Source organism: Pseudomonas fuscovaginae SE-1 (assembly GCF_000364705.1).
Taxonomy (GTDB): Bacteria; Pseudomonadota; Gammaproteobacteria; order Pseudomonadales; family Pseudomonadaceae; genus Aquipseudomonas; species Aquipseudomonas fuscovaginae_A.
This window is the reverse complement of record NZ_AQOH01000181.1, coordinates 44,839-68,345: the sequence shown is the minus strand read 5'-3', so window position 1 is coordinate 68,345 and position 23,507 is coordinate 44,839. Positions and strand designations below refer to the sequence as shown.

Below are 23,507 nucleotides of genomic sequence, written 5' to 3'. Positions count from 1 at the left end.
ACTCCTTACAGGCACTCGACCGCGATCGCCGTGGCCTCGCCACCGCCGATGCAGATCGCCGCGATACCGCGCTTGAGGTGCTGCTGGCGCAGCGCCGACAGCAACGTCACCAGGATGCGCGCACCGGAAGCACCAATGGGGTGGCCCAGGGCGCAGGCGCCGCCATTGACGTTGACCTTCTCGTGAGGGATCTGCAGCTTGTCCATGGTCACCAGGGTAACCACGGCGAAGGCCTCGTTGATCTCGAAACGGTCGACCTGGTCCAGCGACCAGCCGGTTTTCTTCAGCAGGTTGTGGATCGCGCCCACCGGTGCCACCGGGAACAGGCTCGGGGTGTCGGCGAAGGCCGCATGCCCATGGATCACCGCCAACGGCTTGAGGCCGCGTTTCTCGGCCTCGGAACGACGCATCAGCACCAAGGCCGCCGCACCATCGGAAATCGAGCTGGAGTTGGCCGCGGTGACGGTGCCCCCCTGGCGGAACGCCGGCTTGAGCGAGGCAATCTTGTCCAGCTTGGCCTTGGGTGGCTGCTCGTCATCGCTGATCAACCGCTGTTCCTTGCCGACCGTTACTTCCAGCGGCACGATCTCGTCCCGGAAGCGGCCCTCGCTGATGGCCTGCTGCGCACGGGTCAGGGAAGCGACCGCGAAGGCATCCTGGGTTTCACGACTGAAGCCGTTGCTCTCGGCGCAATCCTCGGCAAAGGTCCCCATCAGCCGGCCCTTGTCATAGGCGTCTTCCAGGCCGTCGAGGAACATGTGATCGAGCACCTGACCATGCCCCATGCGATAGCCACTGCGGGCGCGGTCCAGCAGGTACGGGGCGTTGGACATGCTTTCCATGCCGCCAGCCACCACCACCTCGGCACTGCCGGCCAACAGCCGGTCGTGGGCGATGATGGTCGCTTCCATGCCCGAACCGCACATCTTGTTCAGGGTGGTGCAACGGGTGCCCTTGTCCAGCCCGGCCCCCAGTGCCGCCTGGCGGGCGGGTGCCTGGCCGAGACCGGCCGGGAGCACGCAGCCGAACAGCACTTCATCGATGGCATCCGAAGCCACGCCGGCGCGCTCCACCGCCGCGCGGATCGAGGCGGCGCCCAACTGCGGCGCGGTCAGGCTCTTGAGGTCGCCCTGGAAGCCACCCATGGGGGTGCGCACGGCGCTGACGATGACAACGGGATCCTGGATAGTCATGGGTTTTCCTCCTACTTGGCAGCCATGCGCAAGGCGCCGTCGAGGCGGATCACCTCACCGTTGAGCATGCTGTTTTCAATGATGTGCCGGACCAGTGCGGCATATTCCGACGGTTTGCCCAGGCGCGGCGGGAACGGCACGCCGGCCGCCAGCGAGTCGCGGACTTCCGGGGTCATGCCGGCCATCATCGGGGTTTCGAAAATGCCGGGGGCGATGGTCATCACGCGGATGCCGAAACGCGCCAGTTCGCGCGCGGCCGGCAGGGTCAGGCTGACGATCGCGCCCTTGGAGGCGGCATAGGCGGCCTGGCCGATCTGGCCGTCGTAGGCGGCGACCGAGGCGGTGTTGATGATCACCCCGCGCTCGCCACCGGCGTCCGCGTCGGTCTCGGCCATGACGGCAGCGGCCAGACGCAGCAGGTTGAAGCTGCCGATCAGGTTGACGTTGATCACCTGGCTGAAGCTGTCCAGCAGGTGCGGGCCGTTCTTGCCGAGGATCTTCTCGCCGCGCACGATGCCGGCGCAGTTGACCAGCCCGTGCAGGCCGCCGAAGGCTTTGACCGCCGCGTCCACGGCGGCCTGTGCCTGATCCTGGCGGGTGATATCGGCGACCACGCTGTGGGCATTGCCCCCGAGTTTCTGCGCCTGGGCGGCGACGGCCTCGGCATTGAGGTCCACCAGCATCACCCGGGCACCCGCCGCCACCAGCATCTCGGCCGTCGCCGCACCGAGGCCGGAAGCCCCGCCGCTGACCAGGAAAGCCTTGTCTTGTATGTTCATTGTCCTGTCCTTCTTGGGTATTTCGTTCTGAATGGCGAGGTTCTTGTGGGAGCGGGCTTGCCCGCGAAGCCTTGAGTGGCCTCGCGGGCCTCTTCGCGGGCAAGCCCGCTCCCACAAGAGCCCCCACCAGAGCCTTTCGCGAATGTTCTGTCAGGCCCCCGCCTGAGCCTTGGCGATCTCCTGGTTGCGCAGGATGAAACGCTGCAACTTGCCGCTCGGGGTCTTGGGCAGCTCGTCGACGAATTCGATTTCCCGCGGGTAGGCGTGCGCCGCCAGGCGCTTGCGCACATGCAGGCGCAGTTCCTCGGCCAGTTGCGGGTCGGCGCGGTACTGCGCACCGAGCACCACGAACGCCTTGACCAGTTCGGTACGCTCCGGATCGGGCTTGCCCACCACCGCCGCCTCCACCACCGCCGGGTGCTCGACCAGGGCGCTCTCCACGTCGAACGGGCCGACCCGGTAGCCCGAGGTGGTGATCACATCGTCACTGCGCCCGACGAAACTGATGCTGCCGTCGGCGTTCAGCTCGACCGTGTCACCACTGAGGTAGTACGGGCCGACGAAGGCCTTGGTCTCGAATCCCTTGTAGCCGTTGAACCAGCACATCGGCGACTGGGTGCGGTCCAGGGCGAGAATCCCCGGCTGGCCAACGCCCAGTTCCTGGTGATCGTCATCCAGCACCACAATGCGATGGCCGGGCGAGGCAAACCCCGCCGAGCCGACGTGCACCGGGTGTTGCAGGCCATGGTGGTTGCACAGGACCATGCCCAGTTCGGTCTGGCCATAATGATCAAGAATAGTGACGTCGAGGTTTTCCGCGAACCAGCGGATCACCTCCGGGTTCAACGGCTCGCCGGCACTGCTGACCGCCCGCAGGCGCCCACGGATCCGGCTGGAAAACGCCTCGCCGGCGGCGATCAGCAGGCGGTAGGCGGTGGGTGAACCGGTCAGGTTGGTGATGCCGTATTTCTCGATCACCCGGCAGGTGCTCTCCACCGTGAACGGACCATCGTAGAAGGTGATCGGATGACCGAGGCCCAGCGGCCCGGTGATACCGAAGTAGAGACCGTAGGCCCAGCCCGGATCGGCGACGTTCCAGAAGGCATCCTCGGGACGCAGGTCGACCGCGTCGCGGGTGTAGCTCTGGAAGGCGATGATTGCCTTGAGCGGCACTTCCAGGGGTTTGGCGGGACCGGTGGTGCCCGAGGTGAACATCAGCAGGAACGGGTCTTCGCCACTGAGCATCAGCGGCTCGCAGGCCGCCGGGTAGTTGTCCAGCTCGGCCCAGAAGCTGAAGTCCCCGCGCACGATGCCCTGCCCCTTGGCCCCGGCGACCGTGACGATGGTCGGGCAGCCGCCGACCTCGCCGAGCTTGCTGCGGTTGGCGGCGTCGGTGACCACCACCTTGGCCGCCGAACTGTTCAGCCGGTGCTCGATGGCCTTGGGCCCGAACGCGGTGAACAGCGGCTGGTAGACCGCGCCGATGCGCCAGGTGGCGAACAACGTCACCAGCAACTCGACATTGCGCGGCAACAACCCGGCGACCTTGTCGCCCCGCCCCACGCCCTGAGCCAGCAGGAAGTTGGCGAAACGCCCGGCCTGCTCCTGCAACTGGCTGAAGGTATGGGTGGCGCTGCTGCCGTCGCGGCCCTCCCAGAACAGGGCGATCCGCCCCGGCAGGGCATGCCGGTCACAGCATTCGATACAGGCATTGAGCGCCGTCAGGGAACCTTTCAGGCTCGTGTCGGCCACGTGCTGATAATTGAAATTCTCGGTGGCAGTCAGATAGTCGCGCATCCCAGCAATCTCCCGGTCTTGTTATTAGAGGAAACCGTAGAAAAACCGAGGAAATAGTCGCCCCGTCAGGGACTTGGGACAATGGTCAAAGCCTTCAACCTGATTGACTGGTTTGGCCAATATGGAGGGATTGTCCAGCTCCCGGCTTAACCCATTGAGAGGCTATAGCACTAAACTTCGGGCGTACCGCAGCCTTTGTGGTGAGCGGGCTTGTCGGGACGCCGCACCGCCGCGTTCGGCTGCGAGGCAGCCGCATACCAGACACCTCGATTCATCCTGCGGGATCGGCTCGGCTGGTTTTACGGCTGCCGTGCAGCCGAGCGCGGGCAAGCCCGCTCGCCACAAGAGCTGCGGGTGTTTGCCGGACACGGGTGACAAAGACCGTGGAAACGGTCGAGGGCCAGAAAGTATTTAGAACGATCAAAATGTGGCAGTTCCCATCACCTGGTTGCACCACGGACCAATGTGGCGAGCAGGCTTGCCTGCGCTGGGGCGCGGAGCGCCCCCAGAACCGGCCAACGCGGTGCATCAGGAGAAATTGGGGAACCCGGGGTTGCGGCTGCCTCGCAGCCGAGCGCGGCAGTGCGGCAGTGCGGCGTCCCGACAAGCCCGCTCGCCACAAAGGCTGCGGTGTCCCCCCTTTCGTTTTTACCGGAGACTAGTGGCGCAGAGCATGGGAACGATCAGAAATGAATGGGATTATTGGCTTTCGTTGAGAATCAGGCTGCGATAATGCCCCGGATTCGAACCCGACCATTTGCGAAAGGCCTTGTAGAACGAACTGACATCGGCGAACCCCAGCCGCGTGGCGATCTCGGCGAAGCTGATCGCAGGCTCGGCCAGCCAGGCGATCGCCAGCTCCTTGCGCACGCTGTCCTTGAGCCCCTGGTAGGTCTGCCCCTCCTCCGCCAGCCGCCGCCGCAGGGTCGATGCCGACATGCACAACTGCAGCGCCAGGCCCTCGGTTTCCGGCCACAGCTGGGCCGGCAACTGCCGCAGGTCGTGCCGGATCCGACTGGAAAAGCTTTGGGCATCGCGATACTTGACCAGGATGTTGGCCGGCGCATGCCCGAGAAAACGCTGCAACTCCTGGGGGCTGCGCTTGATCGGCAGGTCCAGGCAATCGGCCGCGAGGATCATCCGTGTCCGTGGCCGGGCAAAGCGCAGGTTCTCGGAAAACATCACCCGGTAGTCATCGCAGTAGTCGGGTGCCTCACAACGCAGCTCGATAGCCAGGATCGGAATCCGCCGCCCCGCCAGCCAACAGGCCACACCGTGGACGATCATCCAGTAGGTGAAATAGGTGAACGGTCGCCGGGCCTCTCCGTCAGGTTCGGCGAGGACGATCTCGGCCAGGCTCTGCTGGGTCAGCAGTTGTGCCGGCAGGCGCTCGAAGATCAGCGAGAGGAATTCCAGCACCGCTTCCAGCCCGGCCCTCACCGTCGGCTGCGCCATGCCCGCACGGCACAGGTAGGCAAAGCTGCCGGCGCGCAGCTTGCGTGGGTCCATGCCGAAGAACTCGTCGTCGTTGCGCCTTGCGAGCAGGCGCCACAGGCGCGCGTAGTCACTGGCCGGCACCCGGGCCTCGGGCCGGTGCAACAGGTGTGGGTCGATGCCGACCTTGTCCAGCACCTCGTCGGTGGCCGCGCCCGTAGCGCAACTCTGCAGCAGTGCCTCACGCACCAGATGGATGGAGATGGTGTCTTTTTCCGACATTCGCCGTCGCCCAAGCCTTGTGCTGTTCCTTGTGCCGGCCATCTTAGGCAGCGCCGAGCAAAAAGCCAGCCTGCTGCGTCGATAAAGCCAGTTGCGGCGCCAGTAACAGCATTTTGATACTATCGCCCGCCAATAACGGAGCGGTCGCTCAGGGAGTCTTGTCGGTATGGTTGTGATAGCAGGATCGAACGCTGGGGCTGAGGTGTGTCGATGAGTTGTTGGGAGATCCTCGGTATCCCCTCAGACGCCGACACCCGTAGCATCAAGCGCCAGTACGCCACCCTGCTCAAACGAACGCGCCCGGACGAAGATCCCGAGGCCTTCCAGCGACTGCGCGACGCCTACGAGGAGGCGCTGCAATGGAGCGAACCGATCCCGGAGCCGGTCCGCGAAAACGCTGTTGCTGTCATCGGAGCCGTCCACTACGACACGGAAACCGGCCTGCAACCACGCCCTACAGGCCCCACTGCTGCCCAGCGCGCTGCGACCGATCTACTCGAAGGCCTGACCCCGGCCCTGCTTGACGAGCGCTTCGCCAAGGCTGCGCTGTATTACTGCGAACGCGAATTCGGTGAGCAACTGCTGTTGCGCTGCCTTGAGCCAGGACAGGACTTCAAGGCATTGGCCTATTGGGGACTGGAACATTTCCAGTGGCTGAACCCACGCCTGCCTCTGAATGTTCCACAGGCTGCACTCACCGAACTGCATCAACGCCTGTTCAGAAACCTTGAAGAAGCCCTTGGGTATCATCTCAACGTGGGTAATATCGAAGGTTTCTGGCGCGAGTACTACAACCTGGAACAGCTCTACGGCTTCGATGCGCTTGAGCATCAGCAACCACTCGATGAAGTACTGGCAAAACTGCTGCTGGAGTGCCCGCTCTGGTCTGCCAGGCTCTTTCAGTCGATGCGCAAGCTCAGGCAGTGGAACAATGCCCGCCCCGAGCCCAGTTGCCCGGAGCCATACTGGACACTTCTGCTGGAGCGCAGTCGGGACGAAGACCTGCTGTCCCAGCATATGCACCGCCTGCAGTTACCACCGAACACTCCCGAAAACCGGGCCACGCATCTGCTGTTCTCGCAGATGCCTCTGGCCCAGCGTCGCAGCTTCGCCCGCCGCTTTCTGAAAGAGGATTGGCAGGCCTGCCATCAGGCCGCGCAAAAAATCCGGCAAAACCACCCACGCCTGGAAAACCGACTGCCCGATTGCGACGCTTTCTTCTGGCGGGATTGGCCATCTCCCGATACCAGTTGGCTCGGTTTAGCTGCCGTGATGCTGGCCTGCGGCGTCGCCGCCGTGCAGCAGAAACTGCTCCCAGGTAGCGGACTCAAGGCCACAGCCGACGCCATTGCGCTGTGGTCACTGGCATTAGGCGGCCTCACAGGGACACTGTTGTGGTTCTGGCCCGGCATGGCTGACAGCTTCTGGACGCTGGACCATCGCCTCAGCCAACACCTCTCACACAGACTCAGTTCCCGCCGCCCCTCACCGCTGGTTTTGCGCGAGTTGCTGCCTTACTGGCTGGTGGCAGCAGTGACCGGTGCCTGGCTCGGTCCTGTCGCCCTGCTGACCTACAGCGGCACGATGCTGGGACTGGCCTGGACTGATCGGACACACAAAACACAACGATCCCATCCGCTGTCCCGGTGGCTGGCCTGGGGCCTGATACTGGGCATCACCCTCGCCACACTGGCACTTTATGTCGCACACAGCACGACCGTGGCGGGCCGTAACCAGGGACTGCAACCCTGGCCCGAACGCCTGTGCAGTCGAATGCCCACCAGTGTCCAGGATTGCCGCCTCCCGGCCACCCGGCAGCAGTGGTACGGCAAGGAGGCTAACTGATGGACCAGCGCTGGTTTCTCACCTTTGGCGTACTGTTGATCTGCGGCATCTACGTACTGGTCGGCAGCGAACAGCAACAGGGCCGTTTCGACATCTGGCTGGACCGCCACGACAGCGAAGCAACGGCCGAGGCCAACGCCCTGCGGCCATTGATCAAGTGCGTGAACGTCGCCGATGTCCCCTGGCGGCTGGACCGTGAAGCCGGGAAAGACGACAGTCGTGACGAATTTCCCTACCTGCAACGCCATGATCGGCAAGCGATAACCCACGATTTCTGCAAACCCGGCAGCGCCTTCAAGGCCGGTCTCATCGAGGGCACGAGGCCGATCGGCATGCTCGCCGAGCGCTACCTCCCAGCCCTGGCAAAAGCCCTGGCGCCTGGACTTCTGGATGCAGCCCCGGGCAAGCCGCTGCTGCCGGAACACCTGGCAGCCCAGGTCAACGCCGTGATCGCCGAGTCCGACAGGCAGCGGCGCACCGCAAACATCGAGGCCTTTCTCCCGATCTCTCAAGCCTTGCGTCGCGAGCTGGAAGCCACCGATCTGGCACTACGCCCCAGGCAGTTGGCACAACTGGAACAGCGGCTGGGCCAGGACATGCACTGGCATCTGCTGAACTACATGCTGCAAGCACGGTTGACCTTCAACAAGCTGGACGAAGCCGCGCACCGCCAGCAACTCGACCTGCCACTGCTCGGCACCGCCAGCGACGAACTGCGCCAGGCCCGAGAGGCGGCCAGGGCCTACCGCGACGCCCTGTCCGCCAACCGCCGCCAAGGCCCGGTCCACGAGCTGTGGTCGATGCTGCAGCAGCCAATGCAGCAATACCAGACAGCCCTGGAGCAAATGGCGACCGACTGGCGCGACCATGCCGAACCCCAAGTGCTCAGCGATGACTTCTGGAACGTCGGCCGCCGCTACGACATCCTGCTGGCGTACTACAACAAGCAGGCGGATGTCGATTTCTGAGCCGGCAGCACACTCCGTCAGTTCGCCCCAATCCCTTGTTGGCCGTGGCCTATAGTCAAATGACCGGCCACGGTGGCCGGTCATTGCCACCTGACAAGGGAGAACCGTCATGGGCGTCAAAGCGATACCGGAGGGTTTCCACAGCATCACCCCCTACCTCGGCGTCAGCCAGGCCGCTGCGGCCATCGACTTCTACAAGCAAGCCTTCGGTGCCACGGAGGTCATGCGCCTGGCGATGCCCGACGGCAGTATCGGCCATGCCGAACTGCGTATCGGCGATTCGCCACTGATGCTCGGCACACCCTGCGAGGATGGGCCGTTCGTCAGTCCGCGGGGACACACTTCAGTCGGTATTCACCTGTACGTCTCGGACGTCGACAAGCAGTTCGAAACCGCCACGGCCGCTGGAGCCACGGTGATCAAGGAGGTCCAGGACCAGTTCTACGGTGACCGCAGTTGCACCCTCAAGGACCCGTTCGGCCATGTCTGGTTCCTCGCCAGCCACAAGGAAGACCTGACCCAGGCCGAGATCGAGGCCCGGGCCGAGAAGCTGTTCCAGCAGCACAAGGGCTGAACCCTCGCCCGCGACCAGCAACACACTTCATGAACGAGCGCACCACGCTTTGCGCCTTGCCTGTAGCGCAGTGGGACTTAGGATGTCGGCAACCATAACGAGGAGTCACTTCCATGTTCGCCGGATTCCAGAAAGACCAGCGCCACGTCAACGGTGTGGACATCGCCTACCGCATTGGCGGCAATGGGCCAGGCCTGCTCCTGTTGCACGGCCACCCACAGACGCACGTCATCTGGCACAAGGTCGCGGGCGAGCTCTCCAGGCATTTCACCGTGGTCGCCGCCGACCTGCGCGGCTACGGTGACAGCAGCCGACCGGAGGCCGACGAGCAACACCTGAACTACTCCAAGCGCGAAATGGGCCGTGATGGCGTCGAATTGATGCGCGCACTGGGTTTCGACCAGTTCTCTATCCTGGCCCACGACCGGGGCGCCCGCGTCGCCCATCGCCTGGCACTGGACCACCCCGCAGCGGTGCAGCGCATGGTCCTGCTGGATATCGCGCCGACCCTGTCGATGTACGCCCAGACCAATGAAGCCTTCGCCCGCGCCTACTGGCACTGGTTCTTCCTGATCCGCCCGGCACCGCTGCCGGAAAGCCTGATCGAGGCCAATCCGGAGCAGTACCTGCGCAGCGTCATGGGCAGCCGCAGCGCCGGGCTCAAGCCGTTCACCGACGAAGCCTTCGGTGAATACATCCGCTGTCTCAGCCTGCCCGGCAGCGCCCGTGGCGTCTGCGAGGACTATCGCGCCAGCGCCGGCATCGACCTGGAACACGACCGCGCCGATCTCGCCGCCGGGCGCAAGCTGAACCTGCCACTGCTGGCGCTATGGGGCGCCGAGGGCACGGTCGGCCGCTGCTTCGACCCGTTGCACGAATGGCGGCAGGTCGCCACCGATGTACGCGGCCAGGCACTGCCGGGCGGTCATTACCTGGCCGAGGAAATCCCGCAGGAACTGCTGGACGAAGTCTTGCCGTTCCTGCGCTGAAGCACCGGTCACCACCGATTTGAAACACCCCTTCCCCATGGGCCGCCGTGACGGCCCGTGACGGGACCGGCTTGCCCGAAACTCTGGAGACAATAAAAATGACAATCCGAAAACTGCTGGGAACCCTCTACGTACAGGTGGTCATCGCCATCGTCCTGGGCGTACTGATCGGCAACCACTGGCCGCAGGCCGGCGTCGAACTCAAGCCCCTGGGCGATGGGTTCATCAAGCTGATCAAGATGATCATCGGCCCGATCATCTTCTGCACCGTGGTCTCCGGCATCACCAACATGCACGACGTGAAACAGGTCGGGCGGGTCGGTGGCAAGGCGCTGCTGTACTTCGAGATCGTCTCCACCCTGGCCCTGGCCATCGGCCTGCTGGCCGCCCACGCCCTGCACCCGGGCTCGGGCTTCAACGTCGACGTGAAGACCCTCGACTCCTCGGCCATCGCCAGTTTCGTTGGCCAGGCCCAGCACGGCGAAGGCGTGACCGGCTTCCTGTTGCACGTGATCCCCACCACCTTCTTCGATGCCTTCACCCAGGGCGAGATCCTGCCGGTGCTGTTCGTCTCGCTGCTGTTCGGCCTGGCGCTGGTGATGGCCGGCGAGAAAGCCCGGCCACTGGTGGGCGTGATCCACCAGGCCAGCGAAGTGTTCTTCCGCATCGTCGGCATGATCGCCAGGGTGGCGCCCATCGGCGCATTCGGCGCGATGGCCTTCACCATCGGCAAGTACGGCCTGGGCTCGCTGCTGCCGCTGATGAAGCTGGTGGGCACCTTCTACCTGACCGCGCTGATCTTCATCACCTGCGTGCTGGGCAGCATCGCCCGCTATGCCGGCTTCAGCATCCTGCGCCTGCTGGGCTACATCAAGTCGGAACTGCTGATCGTACTCGGCACCAGCTCGTCGGAGTCGGCCTTGCCGCAACTGATCCAGAAACTGGAGAACCTGGGTTGCTCCAAGGGCGTGGTGGGCATCGTGGTGCCGACCGGCTACACCTTCAACCTCGATGGCACCAATATCTACATGACCCTGGCGGTGCTGTTCCTGGCCCAGGCGACCAACATCGACCTGACGCTGGAGCAGCAACTGACCCTGCTGGCGGTGACCATGCTCACCTCCAAGGGCGCCGGTGCGGTGGTCGGTGCCGGTTTCGTCGCGCTGGCCGCAAGCCTGGCGGTGGTACCGACCGTGCCGGTGGCGGCGATGGTGCTGATCCTTGGCGTGGACCGGTTCATGGCCGAGTGCCGCTCGCTGACCAACATCATCGGCAACGCCGTCGCGACCCTGGTGGTGGCCGCCTGGGAAGGTCAGCTCGACCGCGAGAAAATGGCGCCGATCGCCCTCGGTCGCGAGCGCAAGACCCTGGCCAGCCAACCCGCCGAATAAGGCTCATGGCCACGCACCGTCATCGTGGGAGCCGGCTCCCACAGTGAGGATGCCAAGCCTCATACCTGCCAGCCACAACGACCAACGATGCTATTCTGGCGGCTTCTGCCGCCAGTGTTCGTTGCTTCGCCCATGAGCCCAAAGAAAGACACCGTGCCCCTGCCCGAAGACCTGCGCGTGTTCCTCACCGTCATCCGCAAGGCCGGTTTCGCTGCCGCCGCCGATGAGCTGGGGTTGTCGCCCGCCTACGTCAGCAAGCGTATCCAGATTCTCGAAACCACCCTCGCCACCCGTCTGCTGCACCGCACCAGCCGCCGTATCGCCCTGACCGAGGACGGCGAGCGGGTACAACGCTGGGCCGTGCGCATCCTCGAGGATTTCCAGCAACTCAGCGACGAACTGTCCGAAGCCCACGACAGCCCCAGCGGTCGCCTGCACCTGTGCAGCAGCTTCGGCTTCGGTCGCAATCACGTGGCCCCGGCCCTGTCGTTGCTGGCCGAGCGCTACCCGGACCTGGAAATCCGCCTGGACCTGTTCGACCGCGTGGTGGACATCGTCAGCGAAGGTTTCGACCTGGAGATCCGCGTCGGCGACGACATCCCCGGCCAGCACATCGGCCGCCGCCTGGTCAGCAATCGTCGGGTGCTCTGCGCCGCCCCCGCCTACCTGGAGCGGCGTGGCACGCCGCAACAGCTGGACGACCTGGAACAACACGACTGCCTGGTGCTAAAGGAGCGCGACAACGCCTTCGGCATCTGGAACCTGGAATGCGACGGCCGCCAGGACAGTGTGCGCGTACGCGGACCGCTGTCATCCAACAGTGGCGAAATCGTCTTGCAGTGGGCACTGGATGGGCGCGGCATCCTGCTGCGCTCGCTGTGGGACGTCAAACCCCTGCTGGAACAGGGTCGACTGGTGCAGGTGCTGCACGAGCATACCCAGAGCGCGAATGTCTGGGCGGTGTACCCGACGCGATTGGCCTACTCAGGAAAATTGCGGGCGTGCGTGGAGTTCCTGCAGGAGCATTTCCGGCAGTTATCGCTCTGAAAGCCTTCGACAGTTGCTGGCTAGGGAGACCTCTTCGCGGGCAAGCCCCCTGTCATGAGGAAGCGCGACCGTGGCGAGTGGGCTTGCCCACGCTGGGGCGCGAAGCGCCCCCAAGCCCAGGCGACTCGATCCACCTGCCACATCGCCGAGACCGGCTTTACGACTGCTTCGCAGCCGAGCGCGAGCAAGCTCGCTCGCCACAAAAGCACAGGCTGGCCCGCGAAGAGGCCAGCCACTCTGCCCAAAATCGTGACATTCCCCAAACGACGCCTGCACTGGGGCCTGGATCAACCCTGCCCGCTCAACTCAACCAGGGATTGGCCTGCAAGTGCACCCGCTCGAATGCCTCGATCTGCTCACGGCGCTGCAGGGTACTGCCGATGGCATCCAGCCCGAGCAGCAGGGCCGACTTGCGCAATGCATCGATCTGGAACTCGATCACGCTGCCATCCTGCAGGATGATCCGCTGGGCTTCCAGGTCTATCGAGATCTGCGCCCCGTCCGGCTGGCTCACCACCTGGCCAAGACGTTGAACCGTTGCCTCATCAAGCGTGATCAGCAACACCCCATTACGCTGGCAGTTGTCGTAGAAAATCCCGGCAAAACTGCTGCCGATCAGCGCGCGGATACCGACCTGCTTCAAGCCCCACACCGCATGTTCACGACTGGAGCCACAGCCGAAGTTCGGTCCGACCACCATGAAGCTCGCCCCCTGCCAGGCCGGCTGGTTCAGCACGAAATCCGGATTGGGTTGGCCCGACGGCAGGAAACGCAGGTCGAAGAACAACCCTCGGTCCAGGCCGCTGCGGTCGATGCCCTTGAGAAACTGCTTGGGCATGATCACGTCGGTATCGATATTGGCCGCCAGCATCGGCGCGGCCTTGCCGGTAACCAGGGAAAACGGTTGCAGGCTCATGGGCGTTGCTCCAGGGAACGGATATCGGTCAGGCGCCCGGCAATCGCCGCGGCCGCCACCATCGCCGGGCTCATCAGATGCGTGCGGGCACCGGCGCCCTGGCGACCTTCGAAGTTGCGGTTGGTACTGGAGGCGCAGCGGTCGCCCGCCGCCAACACATCGTCGTTCATCGCCAGGCACATCGAGCAGCCGGACTGGCGCCATTCGAACCCGGCCGCGATGAACACCGCGGCCAACCCTTCGGCTTCGGCCTGGTCGCGAACCTGGGTCGAGCCCGGCACGATCATCGCCCGTACATGCCTGGCAACCTGCCGCCCCCGCACCACTCGGGCCGCGTCACGCAGGTCCTCGATCCGGGCGTTGGTGCAGGAGCCGATGAACGCATGACTGATGATGATCTCGTTCAACGGCATTCCAGCCTCCAGGCCCATGTAGTTCAGTGCCCGGCGCATGTCCTGGCGCAGTATCGGATCGTCGAGGCTGTCCGGATCCGGCACCCGCGCACCGATGGGCGCCGCCTGGTCCGGGCTGGTGCCCCAGGTGACCATCGGCTCCAGGGCCGTGGCATCGAGGTGCACTTCGCGGTCGAACCGCGCGCCGGCATCGCTCTTGAGTTCGCGCCAGCGGGCAACGGCCTGGTCCCACAGCTCGCCCCGAGGGGCTCGCGGCTTGTCCTTGAGATAGGCGAAAACCTTTTCGTCCGGGGCCATGAAGGCACCGCGGGCACCGGCTTCCACGGCCATGTTGCAGATGGTCATGCGCGCCTCGACGCTCAGCGCATCGATGGTCGAACCGCAGAACTCGATGGCGTAGCCGGTCGCACCGGAGGCGCCGATCTCACCGATCAGCGCCATGATCACGTCCTTGGAGGTCAAGCCTTCCGGCAACTCGCCATCGACGGTCACGCGCAGGGTCTTCAGGCGCTTGTAGACCAGTGTCTGGGAGGCCAGCAGGTGCTCGATCTCGGAGGTACCGATGCCGAAGCCGAAGGCGCCCAGGGCGCCATAGGTGGTGGTGTGGCTATCACCGGCGGCGACCACCATGCCCGGCAGGATGAAACCCTGCTCCGGGGCGACCACGTGCTCGATGCCCTGGCGCTTGTCGAGCACATCGAACAGCTCGATGCCGAAACAGGCGCAGTTCTCGCCCAGGTAGGACACCTGACGGGCGCCACCGGCATCCGGCATGGCGGCGATGCGCCGGGGTGCGGTGGGGTTCACATGATCGACCACGGCCAATGCCGTCTCCGGCCGCCACACCTTGCGCCCGGCTTCGCGCAGGCCACTGAAGGCCTGTGGGCTGGTGTATTCATTGATGACCTGGCGGTCGACGTACAGCAGGACATGGCCCTGGTCATCGAGGCGGCACACCGTATGCGAATCGATGTGCTTGTCGTAGAGGGTTCTTGTTGGAGTCATGGTGGCGCTCGCAGGAATGAAGGTACGCGAGGCCGTCGGATCACGGTCAGGGGCCGACAGGCTTCATGTCCATCATAGGGAGCCTGGGTGGGGCATCAATGGCGCGAGGGTGATGGCGAGGAACATGGATCGTGTTCGATCGGCGCCTGTGTTGCACAAGCGCCGGTTCATGCCGCGGATCAGTGCGAAGGAATGCCTTCGATGTCCTTGACGATGAAGTTCGGCAAAACGTCGACATAGAACTCCTCGACGTCGGAGTTGCCCTTGTTGCTGATCGCGCTCCACATGGTCTTGTAGTTGCGCAGGTTGCCCTGTACGCCGGCGGGCATCAGGCGATCACGTGCCTGGGCGAAGCTGAGCACCTCGGCGCCCGACTTGAACACATTGACCTTGTAGCTGAAATCGACACTGGCCAGGATGGTGTTGTCATCGACGATCATCGACACCAGGCCGCCCTTGGAGTCGCTGATGTGGCGCGTGTAGACCGTGCTCACCTCCAGCAGGTAGTCGGCGCTTTCCCGGCTTTTGGCGTAACGACCAATGGTGCTCAGCTTGTCGGACAGTTGATTGCGCAGGCGCTGGCGCAGGATATCCTGGGACAGAAACCGAGGATTCTCCCCCACCAGTGTCAGATCGAAGGAGTCGATCCAGTAGGTGGCGGTTTGCGGGATATGCACCGGTGTGGCTGACACATAGTAATCGGATTTTGAAGCACAACCGGCCAGCAGGGTGATGGCCAGGATCAGGGCTGGGATCTTCATGGTCTGGCTCCCCGGGCGCGCCTCAACAGAACATCCATGTAGGTGGCCGACTCGGGAGACAGCGCCTTTTCGCTCGACAGTCGATCGTTACCGCCGACACTCCCGATCCGCGGCTCATAGCCCTCCCACTGCTCGAGCGTCCCCGGTGACTGGGCACAACCGGCCAATACCGCACCCGCCAGCATGGCTACAGCCAATCGCAGCGAACCGAACACACGTCCCATCAAACCTGACTCTCCCTGTTATCCAATATGAGTGATCATTGCCTGCGTTGCGTTCTCCACTTCGAGCGCGAACAGGCCCTTGACCTGCCAACGGCTGGCGGGCTCATGGACCTGGCGCGGCGTGGGAGCCATGAAACTATCGCACAGGCGAACAGCATCGCCCGAAGCTTGAAAGAAATGACTCGAAGGACTGAACGCAGAGCGGTTATGCCGCGAGGAACCTCGTCCGGTGGATAGCTCCGCGCGGAGGGTCCCTTGACACAATTGATATCAATTTAATGGCCGGCATGATAGGTCGCCGGATTTTGGGCGTCAAGAAAACGATGGGGTGGCGCAGGGTTCGCACCGAAAGCCCCTGAGCGCCCCGCCGCCTGCCCTGTCAGCCGGTCAATCAGCCCTCGCTGTTCTCACCCACGAAGTCCAGACGGTCGTTCAGCCACTGGCGAACGATTGCCTGTGCGGCCTGCTGGGCCTCGCTGGCCGACAGGCCGCGCTCGCGCTGCAGCCAGGCGCGGGTGGCCTGCCGCGCGGGCTCGATGGCCGCCAGCGCCTGCTGCCGCTGTTTCTTCGGCCAGGCCTTGTCGTCCGTCCAGTCACGAATGACCTGCTCGGGGTCGGCCTCCTGCTTGTCCGCGGCCTTGAGAAAGTCTCGTGGCGACACGGTTGCCTGCAACGCCATCAGGCGCCAACCGGCGTAGCTGGCAAAACGAATGGTGCCGCTGTTCTCGCTGGCCGCCGCCACGACATCATCGAAGCTGTGATCCAACTGCTTCCATGGCCCCTGCTCGAACAGATTGCCCTGAGGCTCGCAGATCGGCGCACCACTATCGCGGGTGGAACCGTACAGCGGACCGAAGGTCTCGAAGGCATCACGCCCCTGGCGCGAGAAAATGAAACAGTGCACATAGGCACGCTGACTGTCGTAGGGCTCATACTCCGCTCGTTCGATCATCATGCGCAGCAGCGTCAGATCCACCCGGTCACGACTGACTGATGTGTCTTTCTCGGTATCGGTGAACACCGACAGCGAGAAGCTGTCGTCCGACAGCGCCTTGATCGCGACCTGCCGACTCTCCTCGGCCTCCTTCTGCGTGACTCCGCTGGTCGGTTCGAAACGGTACAGGTAGACCCGCCAGGCAGCGGCCAACCCATTGTTCGGATAACCCCTGAGACCTTGGGCCGCTTCGGCCGGGTGATAGGGAATGCTGGCAATGAGCGCGTCCAGCGCCACGGTGTCGGGACGCACCTGCTTGCCCACCTCCAGCACCCGCTGGCTCAGCAGCGGTTGCAGGCAGCCGGCCAACTGGGTCGGATCGGCCGCACAGGCATTGCGGGTCTGCAGCCAGGCTCGCTGGTCGCTACGCAGGGCCTCGCGCGGCTCCGGGGCCAGCTTGGCCATCGCCTGGCTGTAGTAGTCCCCGAGGGCTCTGTCCAGCCCGCTCAGTTCGGGACTGGCACAAATGGCCTTTTCCACTGCCGTGGAGGCCTTCTGGCAATCGAAGGACGCGGCGATGGCGGGCGAACCGGCCCCCAGCAGCAATCCGGAAATTAACAGCATCGAACGGAGGGAGTGTACGTAACGATCCATGGTGCCCCTTGAATGAATGCCTGCCGAAGGCCCGATTGTGCCAAGAGCACTGATTGCACGTCTATCGGCCAGGAAACCATCAGTGCCTTATCGGAAACGACCACGCGCGGCGCACCATGATGTTACTTCCGGTAAAGACCGTGCGCTTTTCTCTGGCAGCCCATCGTGCCAACCCCCTCCGCACGGTCTTGCCATCAATGCATGGCATGGCTATTGATATACGTACCCACAACGATTGTTGAACAATCATAAGTGGAGCATTTCCCATGTCCCCAGTAAAAGCCTTCACCCTCGCCCTGACCCTCAGCGCCGCCGGCGCCGCCCATGCCGCCGACGGCACCCTGCAGGCCGACCGCCTGAGCATCGGCTCGGATCTCACCTACCCACCCTACACCTACCTGGCCCAAGGCAAGCCGGCCGGTTTCGACCCGGAGTTCATGAGCCTGCTCGGCCAGCACCTGAAGCTGATCCCACAGTTCCAGGACACCCGTTTCGCCAACCTGGCGATGGACGTCAACGCGCGCCGCTTCGACGTGGTCGCCTCGGCACTGTACGTCACCCCGGAGCGCGCCGCCCGGCTCGACTTCGTGCCCGACCTCAAGAGCGGCGCCTCGCTGATGGTGCGCGCCGACGACAGCTTCCGCCCGCAGCGCCCGGAGGACCTGTGTGGCAAACGCATCGGCTCGATCAAGGGCGGCTCGTGGATTCCAAAATTGCTGGCCCTGTCCAAGAGCCACTGCGAGGCCAGCGGCCTGGCGCCGGTCGACTCGCGTGAATTCCCCACCTCGCCGGAGGCGGCCCAGGCGCTGCTGGCCAAGGTCGGCCCGCGCGAACACGCCGGCAAGTACCGCCACCAGCTCTCCGGCGGCCAGCAACAACGCGTGGCGATCGCCCGTGCCCTGGCGATGCGTCCTCAGGTGATGCTGTTCGACGAACCGACCTCGGCGCTGGACCCGGAACTGGTCGGCGGCGTCCTGAAGGTGATCGAGGACCTGGCCCGCGAAGGCATGACCATGGTCATCGTCACCCATGAGATGAAGTTCGCCTTCCAGGTCTCCGACCGCTTGGTGTTCATGGAGCGCGGACAGATCGTCCAGGCCGGCACGCCACGCGAACTGCTGGACAACCGCAGCGAACGGATGAGTCGCTTCCTCAAGGATGTGCAACTGGCATGAATACCAAGACCCCGGAAAAAACCGGCACCGTTCTGTCCCTGGCCGATCAGGTGGCCTGCGAGGTGCGCGAGGACATCATCGGGCTGTTGCGCAGCCCCCTGCTCGACGCCTTCTTCACCAACATCGCCGCGCAGATGCGCCGGGTGTTCGCCGTGGCGCCGGACGAAGAGAACTTCCAGCGCCCCGGGCTGGAGCGCGACCGGCAGATCCACGACCTGCTCGCCGACGGCCAGCCATGACCCGTTACCTGGACGATTCCGAGCACGCGCTGTTCGATCTGTTCAACCACCCACCCCGTTCCTGAAACCGGAGACTTACCCATGTACAAGGATTACCCCGCCGCCTACCAGGTCAGCAAGGGCTCGGCTCTGCAAGTCGACAAGCCATTCTACGACCGCATTCGCGAACGCCAGAACGCCCGCACCCTGGTCGAATCCTTCGAGGTGCCGATCCGCACCGGTCGCGCCTGGAAAGTCCCGGCCGGCCACGTGTTCCGCGTCACCGCCCCGGTCGGCCCGCAGGTCGGCGACTTCAACATCTGGAACGCCAACGACCCACGTGAGCGCCTGTGGGCCGCCCGCACCCGCCAGTTGCAGGGCGCCCACGTAACCACCTACGACCGTCTCTGGTCGAACCTGCCGTTCCTGCGGCCGCTGGTGACCATCACCGACGACAGCCTGGCCGACTACGGCATCGACGAACACGGCGGACGCCTGCACGACCTGCTCGGCACCCGCTGCGACCCCTACGTCAACAAGATGCTCACCGGCGAGGACTTCCACCACCACTGCCACTCCAACCTGACCCGCGCGGTACTGCCTCATGGGCTGACCGAGTTCGACGTGCATGACGTGCTGAACATCTTCCAGTGCACCGGCCTGAACCATGACGACATGTACTTCATGAAAGCCTGCCCGGCGAAGAAGGGCGACTACCTGGAGTTCTTCGCCGAGATCGACGTGCTCTGCGCCCTGTCGACCTGCCCGGGTGGAGACCTGTCGCTGCCGATGTGGGGGCCGGATGCCCAGGACCCGCTGTCCGTGTGCCGGCCGCTGGGCGTCGAGGTCTATCAATTGGAAGACAGCCTGCTCGAAGGCTGGCAATCGCCAGAGCGCGCCAGCTACAACGGCTTGCATGGACTGGCGATCGGCAAGGCCGATTGGGAGTAGACGGCTGCGGGAGCCCGCCATGACGGCGGGCTCCCCACCCGACCGGGAAACAACTTCAAATCCAATTGTCTGGTACTTCAGCTGCCATTCAGCTTATATGTAAAAAAGCAGCTTATTTTTAATTGACTTGATACGCCTTGCTAAGTAAATTCCCCCTGCCTGCGAAACAGGCCCTTTTTCAACTTTAAAAAGAACCCAATGGACACAGTATCCAGACGCAGTCCGATCACCGCGAGCGCGGTTCATCGGGCGCTTAATCCAAACAATGACGGGACTCGACGCACAGTCGGGTGAGCTGCGCCAGGGCCTAGTGCTCCCACGTAACTCGCCTCTGCCGGCGCCAGTCCGGTCGCGAGGTGTGTTATGACTTTCAAATCCTCCGTAATGCCAGGCGTTCGCGCCTTTGCTTCCAGCATGCGCGTCAAGCTGTCCCGCGAGCCCACTGCTCAGCGGCCCAGCGCCCTGTTCGCCATTCCCTCTTCCAGCACCCAGGCCTTGCCCCGTGCGGCCATCGGCTGGCGCATCTGCCCGACCACCGGCCGGCTGCAGCAACGCTGGCGTTTCGATGACAGCCAGGACCCACAGAGTTGCGCACCCGCGCAACGCTCACGGCACGTGAGTGAAACCCTGGAAAGCGCTGTCGAGACTCGCGCCGCCTGATTATCCGGCGTCAGCGAAAACAACTTTAAAACATGCACTTTCGCAACTTTAAAGTGCACGGGATTTCTTTGCCCGTTAATTAATGAACATCGAGAAAATTATTATGGACGAAGCCAGTAGTCGGTTCGCTGCCCGTTGTTTTCCCATGGACGGGCAGCGAACGTTAAATACCCCCCAACACCCATATTCGAATCGATCGCACGTTCGCGACTCGGCAGGTATTCGCTCGCCGCTCATTCGGTGAGCCGCATATGCCGAGTGGCCTGTACGGTTAATTCGAATACTCAAATTCGGGGCCAGGGGTTTGCCAGACAAGGCGCCATGACGAGTCGTAGCAGGGCTACGGCGAGGAATGGCAACGCAGCCTGGCGAAGCCATGGACCCGGAGTTGGGTATGCGAATCAGCCACACAGGCCACTAGTCGCGAACATGTGACAGGGGCATCCCATGAGCAACGTCAAGACTCGACCACGGCAACACCTCCACAACCCACCGCGGAACGGCAAGGACACCCCTCGGCTGTCGATGCGCGCTGCCCGCGAATCGCAGCAGGATCTGGCCACCACCCTGGACAACGTCGGCGCCAGCCGCGACGGCCTCACCGAACTGGACGCCGAAGGCCGCCTGCAACGCGAAGGCTACAATGAGGTCGCCCACGACAAGCCAGCTCGCGCACTGGTCCAGTTCCTCCACGCGCTGAACAACCCGTTCATCTACGTCCTGCTGATACTCGCCGGTATCAGCTTCTTCACCGACTTCTGGCTGGCCGAAAGTGCCGGCGAGGAAGGCGACCTGACCAAGGTCATCATCATCATGACCATGGTCACCCTCAGCAGCGGCCTGCGCTTCTGGCAGGAGTATCGTTCGGCCAGGTCCGCCGAAGCCCTCAAGGCCATGGTGCGTACCACCGCCACGGTGCTGCGGCGCGAGCAGATGGGCAGCCAGCCCACCCTGCGTGAAGTGCCGATGCGCGAACTGGTGGCCGGTGACATCGTGCATCTGTCGGCCGGCGACATGATCCCGGCGGATATTCGCCTGATCGAATCCCGTGACCTGTTCATCAGCCAGGCCGTGCTGACCGGCGAAGCGCTGCCGGTGGAAAAGTACGACACCCTCGGCGATGTCGCACAGAAGTCCGCCACCCGAGCGGCGTCCGACCCGGGCAACCTCCTCGACCTGCAGAACATCTGCTTCATGGGGACCAACGTGGTCAGCGGCACCGCCAAGGCCGTGGTGGTTGCCACCGGCCCACGCACGTACTTCGGCTCACTGGCCAAGGCTATCGTCGGCTCGCGGGTGCAGACCGCCTTCGATCGCGGGGTGAACAGCGTCAGCTGGCTGCTGATCCGCTTCATGCTGGTGATGGTGCCGGTGGTGTTTCTGCTCAATGGCTTTTCCAAGGGTGACTGGGGCGATGCCCTGCTCTTCGCACTGGCCGTGGCGGTTGGCCTGACCCCGGAAATGCTGCCGATGATCGTCAGCGCCAACCTGGCCAAGGGCGCGGTCGCCATGGCCCGGCGCAAGGTGGTGGTCAAGCGTCTCAACGCAATCCAGAACTTCGGTTCGATGGACGTGCTGTGCACCGACAAGACCGGCACCCTGACCCAGGACAAGATCATCCTGGAGCATCATGTCGACACCCATGGCCAGCGCGACGACGCGGTACTGGGCCTGGCCTGGCTGAACAGCTACCACCAGAGCGGCATGAAGAACCTGATGGACCAGGCGGTACTGCAGTTCTCTCGGCAGAACCCCAAGTTCCAGGAGCCCCTCGCCTACGACAAGGTCGATGAACTGCCGTTCGACTTCGTTCGCCGGCGCCTGTCGATCATCGTCAAGGACAACCTCGGCGACCACCTGCTGGTCTGCAAGGGCGCGGTCGAGGAAATGCTCGCCATCTCCAGCCACGTGATGGAGGGCAAAGAAGTGGTGGCGCTCGACGAACGACGCCGCCAGGCGCTGCTGGCGTTGGCCAACGACTACAACAAGGACGGTTTCCGCGTCCTGCTGGTGGCTACCCGCGACATCCCCGAGGACCAGGCCAAGGCCCAGTACAAGACTGCCGATGAACGCGAGCTGGTGATTCGCGGCTTCCTGACCTTCCTCGATCCACCCAAGGAAACCGCGGGGCCGGCGATTGCCGCCCTGCGCGACATCGGCGTGGCGGTCAAGGTGCTGACCGGCGACAACGCGGTGGTCACCTGCAAGATCTGCCGTGAGGTCGGACTGGAGCCAGGCCTGCCGCTGCTCGGCCAGGACATCGAGCACATGGACGAGGCCACGCTCAAGTTGCGGGTCGAGGAACGCACGGTCTTCGCCAAGCTGACGCCGCTGCAAAAGTCGCGGGTGCTCAAGGCCCTGCAATCCAACGGGCACACCGTGGGCTTTCTCGGCGACGGCATCAACGATGCTCCGGCGCTGCGCGATGCCGACGTCGGTATCTCGGTGGACAGCGGCACGGACATCGCCAAGGAGTCGGCCGACATCATCCTCCTGGAAAAGAGCCTGATGGTGCTCGAGGAAGGTGTGCTCAAGGGCCGGGAGACCTTCGGCAACATCATGAAGTACCTGAACATGACCGCCAGTTCCAACTTCGGCAATGTGTTCTCGGTGCTGGTGGCCAGTGCGTTCATTCCGTTCCTGCCGATGCTGTCGATCCACCTGCTGTTGCAAAACCTGATCTACGACATCTCGCAGTTGGCCCTGCCGTGGGACAGGATGGACAAGGAGTTCCTGCGCAAGCCGCGCAAGTGGGATGCGAAGAACATCGGCCGCTTCATGCTGTGGATCGGACCGACCTCGTCGATCTTCGACATCACCACCTTTGCCCTGATGTGGTACGTGTTCGCCGCCAACAGCGTGGAGACGCAGGCGCTGTTCCAGTCCGGCTGGTTCGTCGAGGGGCTGCTGTCGCAGACGCTGGTCGTGCACATGCTGCGGACCCGGAAGATCCCGTTCTTCCAGAGCACCGCGGCACTGCCGATCATCGTCATGACGTGCCTGGCGGTCGCCATCGGCCTCTACCTGCCGTTCTCGCCACTGGGTGCCATGGTCGGCCTGGTCCCCCTGCCGATGAGCTACTTCCCGTGGCTGGTGGGCACCCTGCTGACCTACTGCGTGCTGGCCCAGACCATGAAGACGTTCTACATCCGCCGCTTCAGGCAGTGGTTCTGACGAGCGCCTGAGCGCGTCACCGCGCCTTACCTGTGGGAGGCTCGCAAGCCTTGCGGGCCTATTCACGGCGATCCGACAAACCCTGCTCCCACGGCATCCAGTCCATTTGTGCATGACGTGACG

Annotated in this window: 18 protein-coding genes and 1 pseudogene; 11 read left to right on the top strand and 8 right to left on the bottom strand. The window is 63.9% G+C overall.

Annotated features, from left to right (window positions below):
• Positions 1-5: 5 nt before the first annotated feature.
• The 4 genes from K675_RS0116955 to K675_RS0116940 all read right to left on the bottom strand — a co-directional run bounded on the left by K675_RS0116955 (position 6) and on the right by K675_RS0116940 (position 5,485).
• Positions 6-1,193, bottom strand: a complete 1,188-nt coding sequence (locus K675_RS0116955; RefSeq protein WP_017904691.1) for an acetyl-CoA C-acyltransferase — start codon at positions 1,191-1,193, stop codon at positions 6-8.
• 11 nt (positions 1,194-1,204) lie between these two features.
• Positions 1,205-1,972, bottom strand: coding sequence for an SDR family NAD(P)-dependent oxidoreductase (locus K675_RS0116950; protein ID WP_017904690.1), 768 nt, complete (start codon positions 1,970-1,972; stop codon positions 1,205-1,207).
• Positions 1,973-2,122: 150 nt separating this feature from the next.
• Positions 2,123-3,769 carry an AMP-binding protein gene (locus K675_RS0116945; RefSeq protein ID WP_017904689.1) on the bottom strand — a complete coding sequence of 549 codons (1,647 nt, stop codon included), beginning with the start codon at positions 3,767-3,769 and terminating at the stop codon, positions 2,123-2,125.
• A gap of 699 nt (positions 3,770-4,468) precedes the next feature.
• Positions 4,469-5,485, bottom strand: coding sequence for an AraC family transcriptional regulator (locus tag K675_RS0116940; RefSeq protein WP_017904688.1), 1,017 nt, complete (start codon positions 5,483-5,485; stop codon positions 4,469-4,471).
• Between the two features lie 210 nt (positions 5,486-5,695).
• On the opposite strand from K675_RS0116940, the gene K675_RS33405 reads away from it, so the two are divergent.
• The 6 genes from K675_RS33405 (at position 5,696) to K675_RS0116910 (ending at position 12,299) form a co-directional block, all read left to right on the top strand.
• Entirely contained in the window at positions 5,696-7,330 is a 1,635-nt protein-coding gene (locus tag K675_RS33405) for a J domain-containing protein (RefSeq protein WP_017904687.1), read from the top strand.
• Positions 7,330-8,298, top strand: a complete 969-nt coding sequence (locus K675_RS0116930; RefSeq protein WP_017904686.1) for a DUF3829 domain-containing protein — start codon at positions 7,330-7,332, stop codon at positions 8,296-8,298. The genes K675_RS33405 and K675_RS0116930 overlap by 1 nt, the downstream gene beginning before the upstream one ends.
• Positions 8,299-8,407: 109 nt before the next feature.
• A complete protein-coding gene (locus K675_RS0116925; protein WP_017904685.1) occupies positions 8,408-8,872 on the top strand; it encodes a VOC family protein in 465 nt (154 codons plus the stop codon).
• Positions 8,873-8,985: 113 nt separating this feature from the next.
• On the top strand, positions 8,986-9,861 hold the full coding sequence (locus K675_RS0116920; RefSeq protein WP_017904684.1) for an alpha/beta fold hydrolase: 876 nt from the start codon (positions 8,986-8,988) through the stop codon (positions 9,859-9,861).
• A gap of 98 nt (positions 9,862-9,959) precedes the next feature.
• Positions 9,960-11,252 carry a C4-dicarboxylate transporter DctA gene (gene dctA / locus K675_RS0116915; RefSeq protein ID WP_017904683.1) on the top strand — a complete coding sequence of 431 codons (1,293 nt, stop codon included), beginning with the start codon at positions 9,960-9,962 and terminating at the stop codon, positions 11,250-11,252.
• A gap of 132 nt (positions 11,253-11,384) precedes the next feature.
• Positions 11,385-12,299, top strand: a complete 915-nt coding sequence (locus K675_RS0116910) for a LysR substrate-binding domain-containing protein (RefSeq protein WP_026145274.1) — start codon at positions 11,385-11,387, stop codon at positions 12,297-12,299.
• 301 nt (positions 12,300-12,600) lie between these two features.
• Here the strand turns inward: K675_RS0116910 and leuD are convergent, their stop codons facing one another.
• From leuD to K675_RS0116885, 4 genes are all read right to left on the bottom strand, one after another.
• Positions 12,601-13,215 carry a 3-isopropylmalate dehydratase small subunit gene (gene leuD / locus K675_RS0116905; protein ID WP_017904681.1) on the bottom strand — a complete coding sequence of 205 codons (615 nt, stop codon included), beginning with the start codon at positions 13,213-13,215 and terminating at the stop codon, positions 12,601-12,603.
• A complete protein-coding gene (gene leuC / locus K675_RS0116900; RefSeq protein WP_026145273.1) occupies positions 13,212-14,633 on the bottom strand; it encodes a 3-isopropylmalate dehydratase large subunit in 1,422 nt (473 codons plus the stop codon). Before leuC ends, leuD begins: the two co-directional genes overlap by 4 nt.
• A gap of 179 nt (positions 14,634-14,812) precedes the next feature.
• The gene (locus K675_RS0116895; protein WP_017904679.1) at positions 14,813-15,394 is read right to left on the bottom strand and encodes a hypothetical protein; all 582 of its coding nucleotides are present in this window, start codon (positions 15,392-15,394) and stop codon (positions 14,813-14,815) included.
• Between the two features lie 615 nt (positions 15,395-16,009).
• Positions 16,010-17,206 carry a lysozyme inhibitor LprI family protein gene (locus K675_RS0116885; RefSeq protein WP_026145272.1) on the bottom strand — a complete coding sequence of 399 codons (1,197 nt, stop codon included), beginning with the start codon at positions 17,204-17,206 and terminating at the stop codon, positions 16,010-16,012.
• Between the two features lie 266 nt (positions 17,207-17,472).
• Between K675_RS0116885 and K675_RS33915 the strand changes: the two genes are divergently transcribed.
• The 5 genes and pseudogenes from K675_RS33915 (at position 17,473) to mgtA (ending at position 23,384) form a co-directional block, all read left to right on the top strand.
• Positions 17,473-18,381 (top strand): transporter substrate-binding domain-containing protein, encoded by a 909-nt coding sequence (locus K675_RS33915; protein WP_017904676.1) that lies wholly within the window; start codon positions 17,473-17,475, stop codon positions 18,379-18,381.
• 68 nt (positions 18,382-18,449) lie between these two features.
• Positions 18,450-18,685: pseudogene (locus tag K675_RS0116875) on the top strand (GntR family transcriptional regulator); the annotation flags it as partial.
• Positions 18,686-18,701: 16 nt separating this feature from the next.
• Positions 18,702-19,550 (top strand): urea carboxylase-associated family protein, encoded by an 849-nt coding sequence (locus K675_RS0116870; RefSeq protein WP_017904674.1) that lies wholly within the window; start codon positions 18,702-18,704, stop codon positions 19,548-19,550.
• Positions 19,551-19,913: 363 nt separating this feature from the next.
• Positions 19,914-20,210 (top strand): hypothetical protein, encoded by a 297-nt coding sequence (locus K675_RS30900; RefSeq protein ID WP_051070755.1) that lies wholly within the window; start codon positions 19,914-19,916, stop codon positions 20,208-20,210.
• 447 nt (positions 20,211-20,657) lie between these two features.
• Positions 20,658-23,384: a magnesium-translocating P-type ATPase gene (gene mgtA, locus K675_RS0116860; RefSeq protein ID WP_026145271.1), complete on the top strand. Its 2,727-nt coding sequence runs from the start codon at positions 20,658-20,660 to the stop codon at positions 23,382-23,384.
• Positions 23,385-23,507 lie beyond the last annotated feature (123 nt).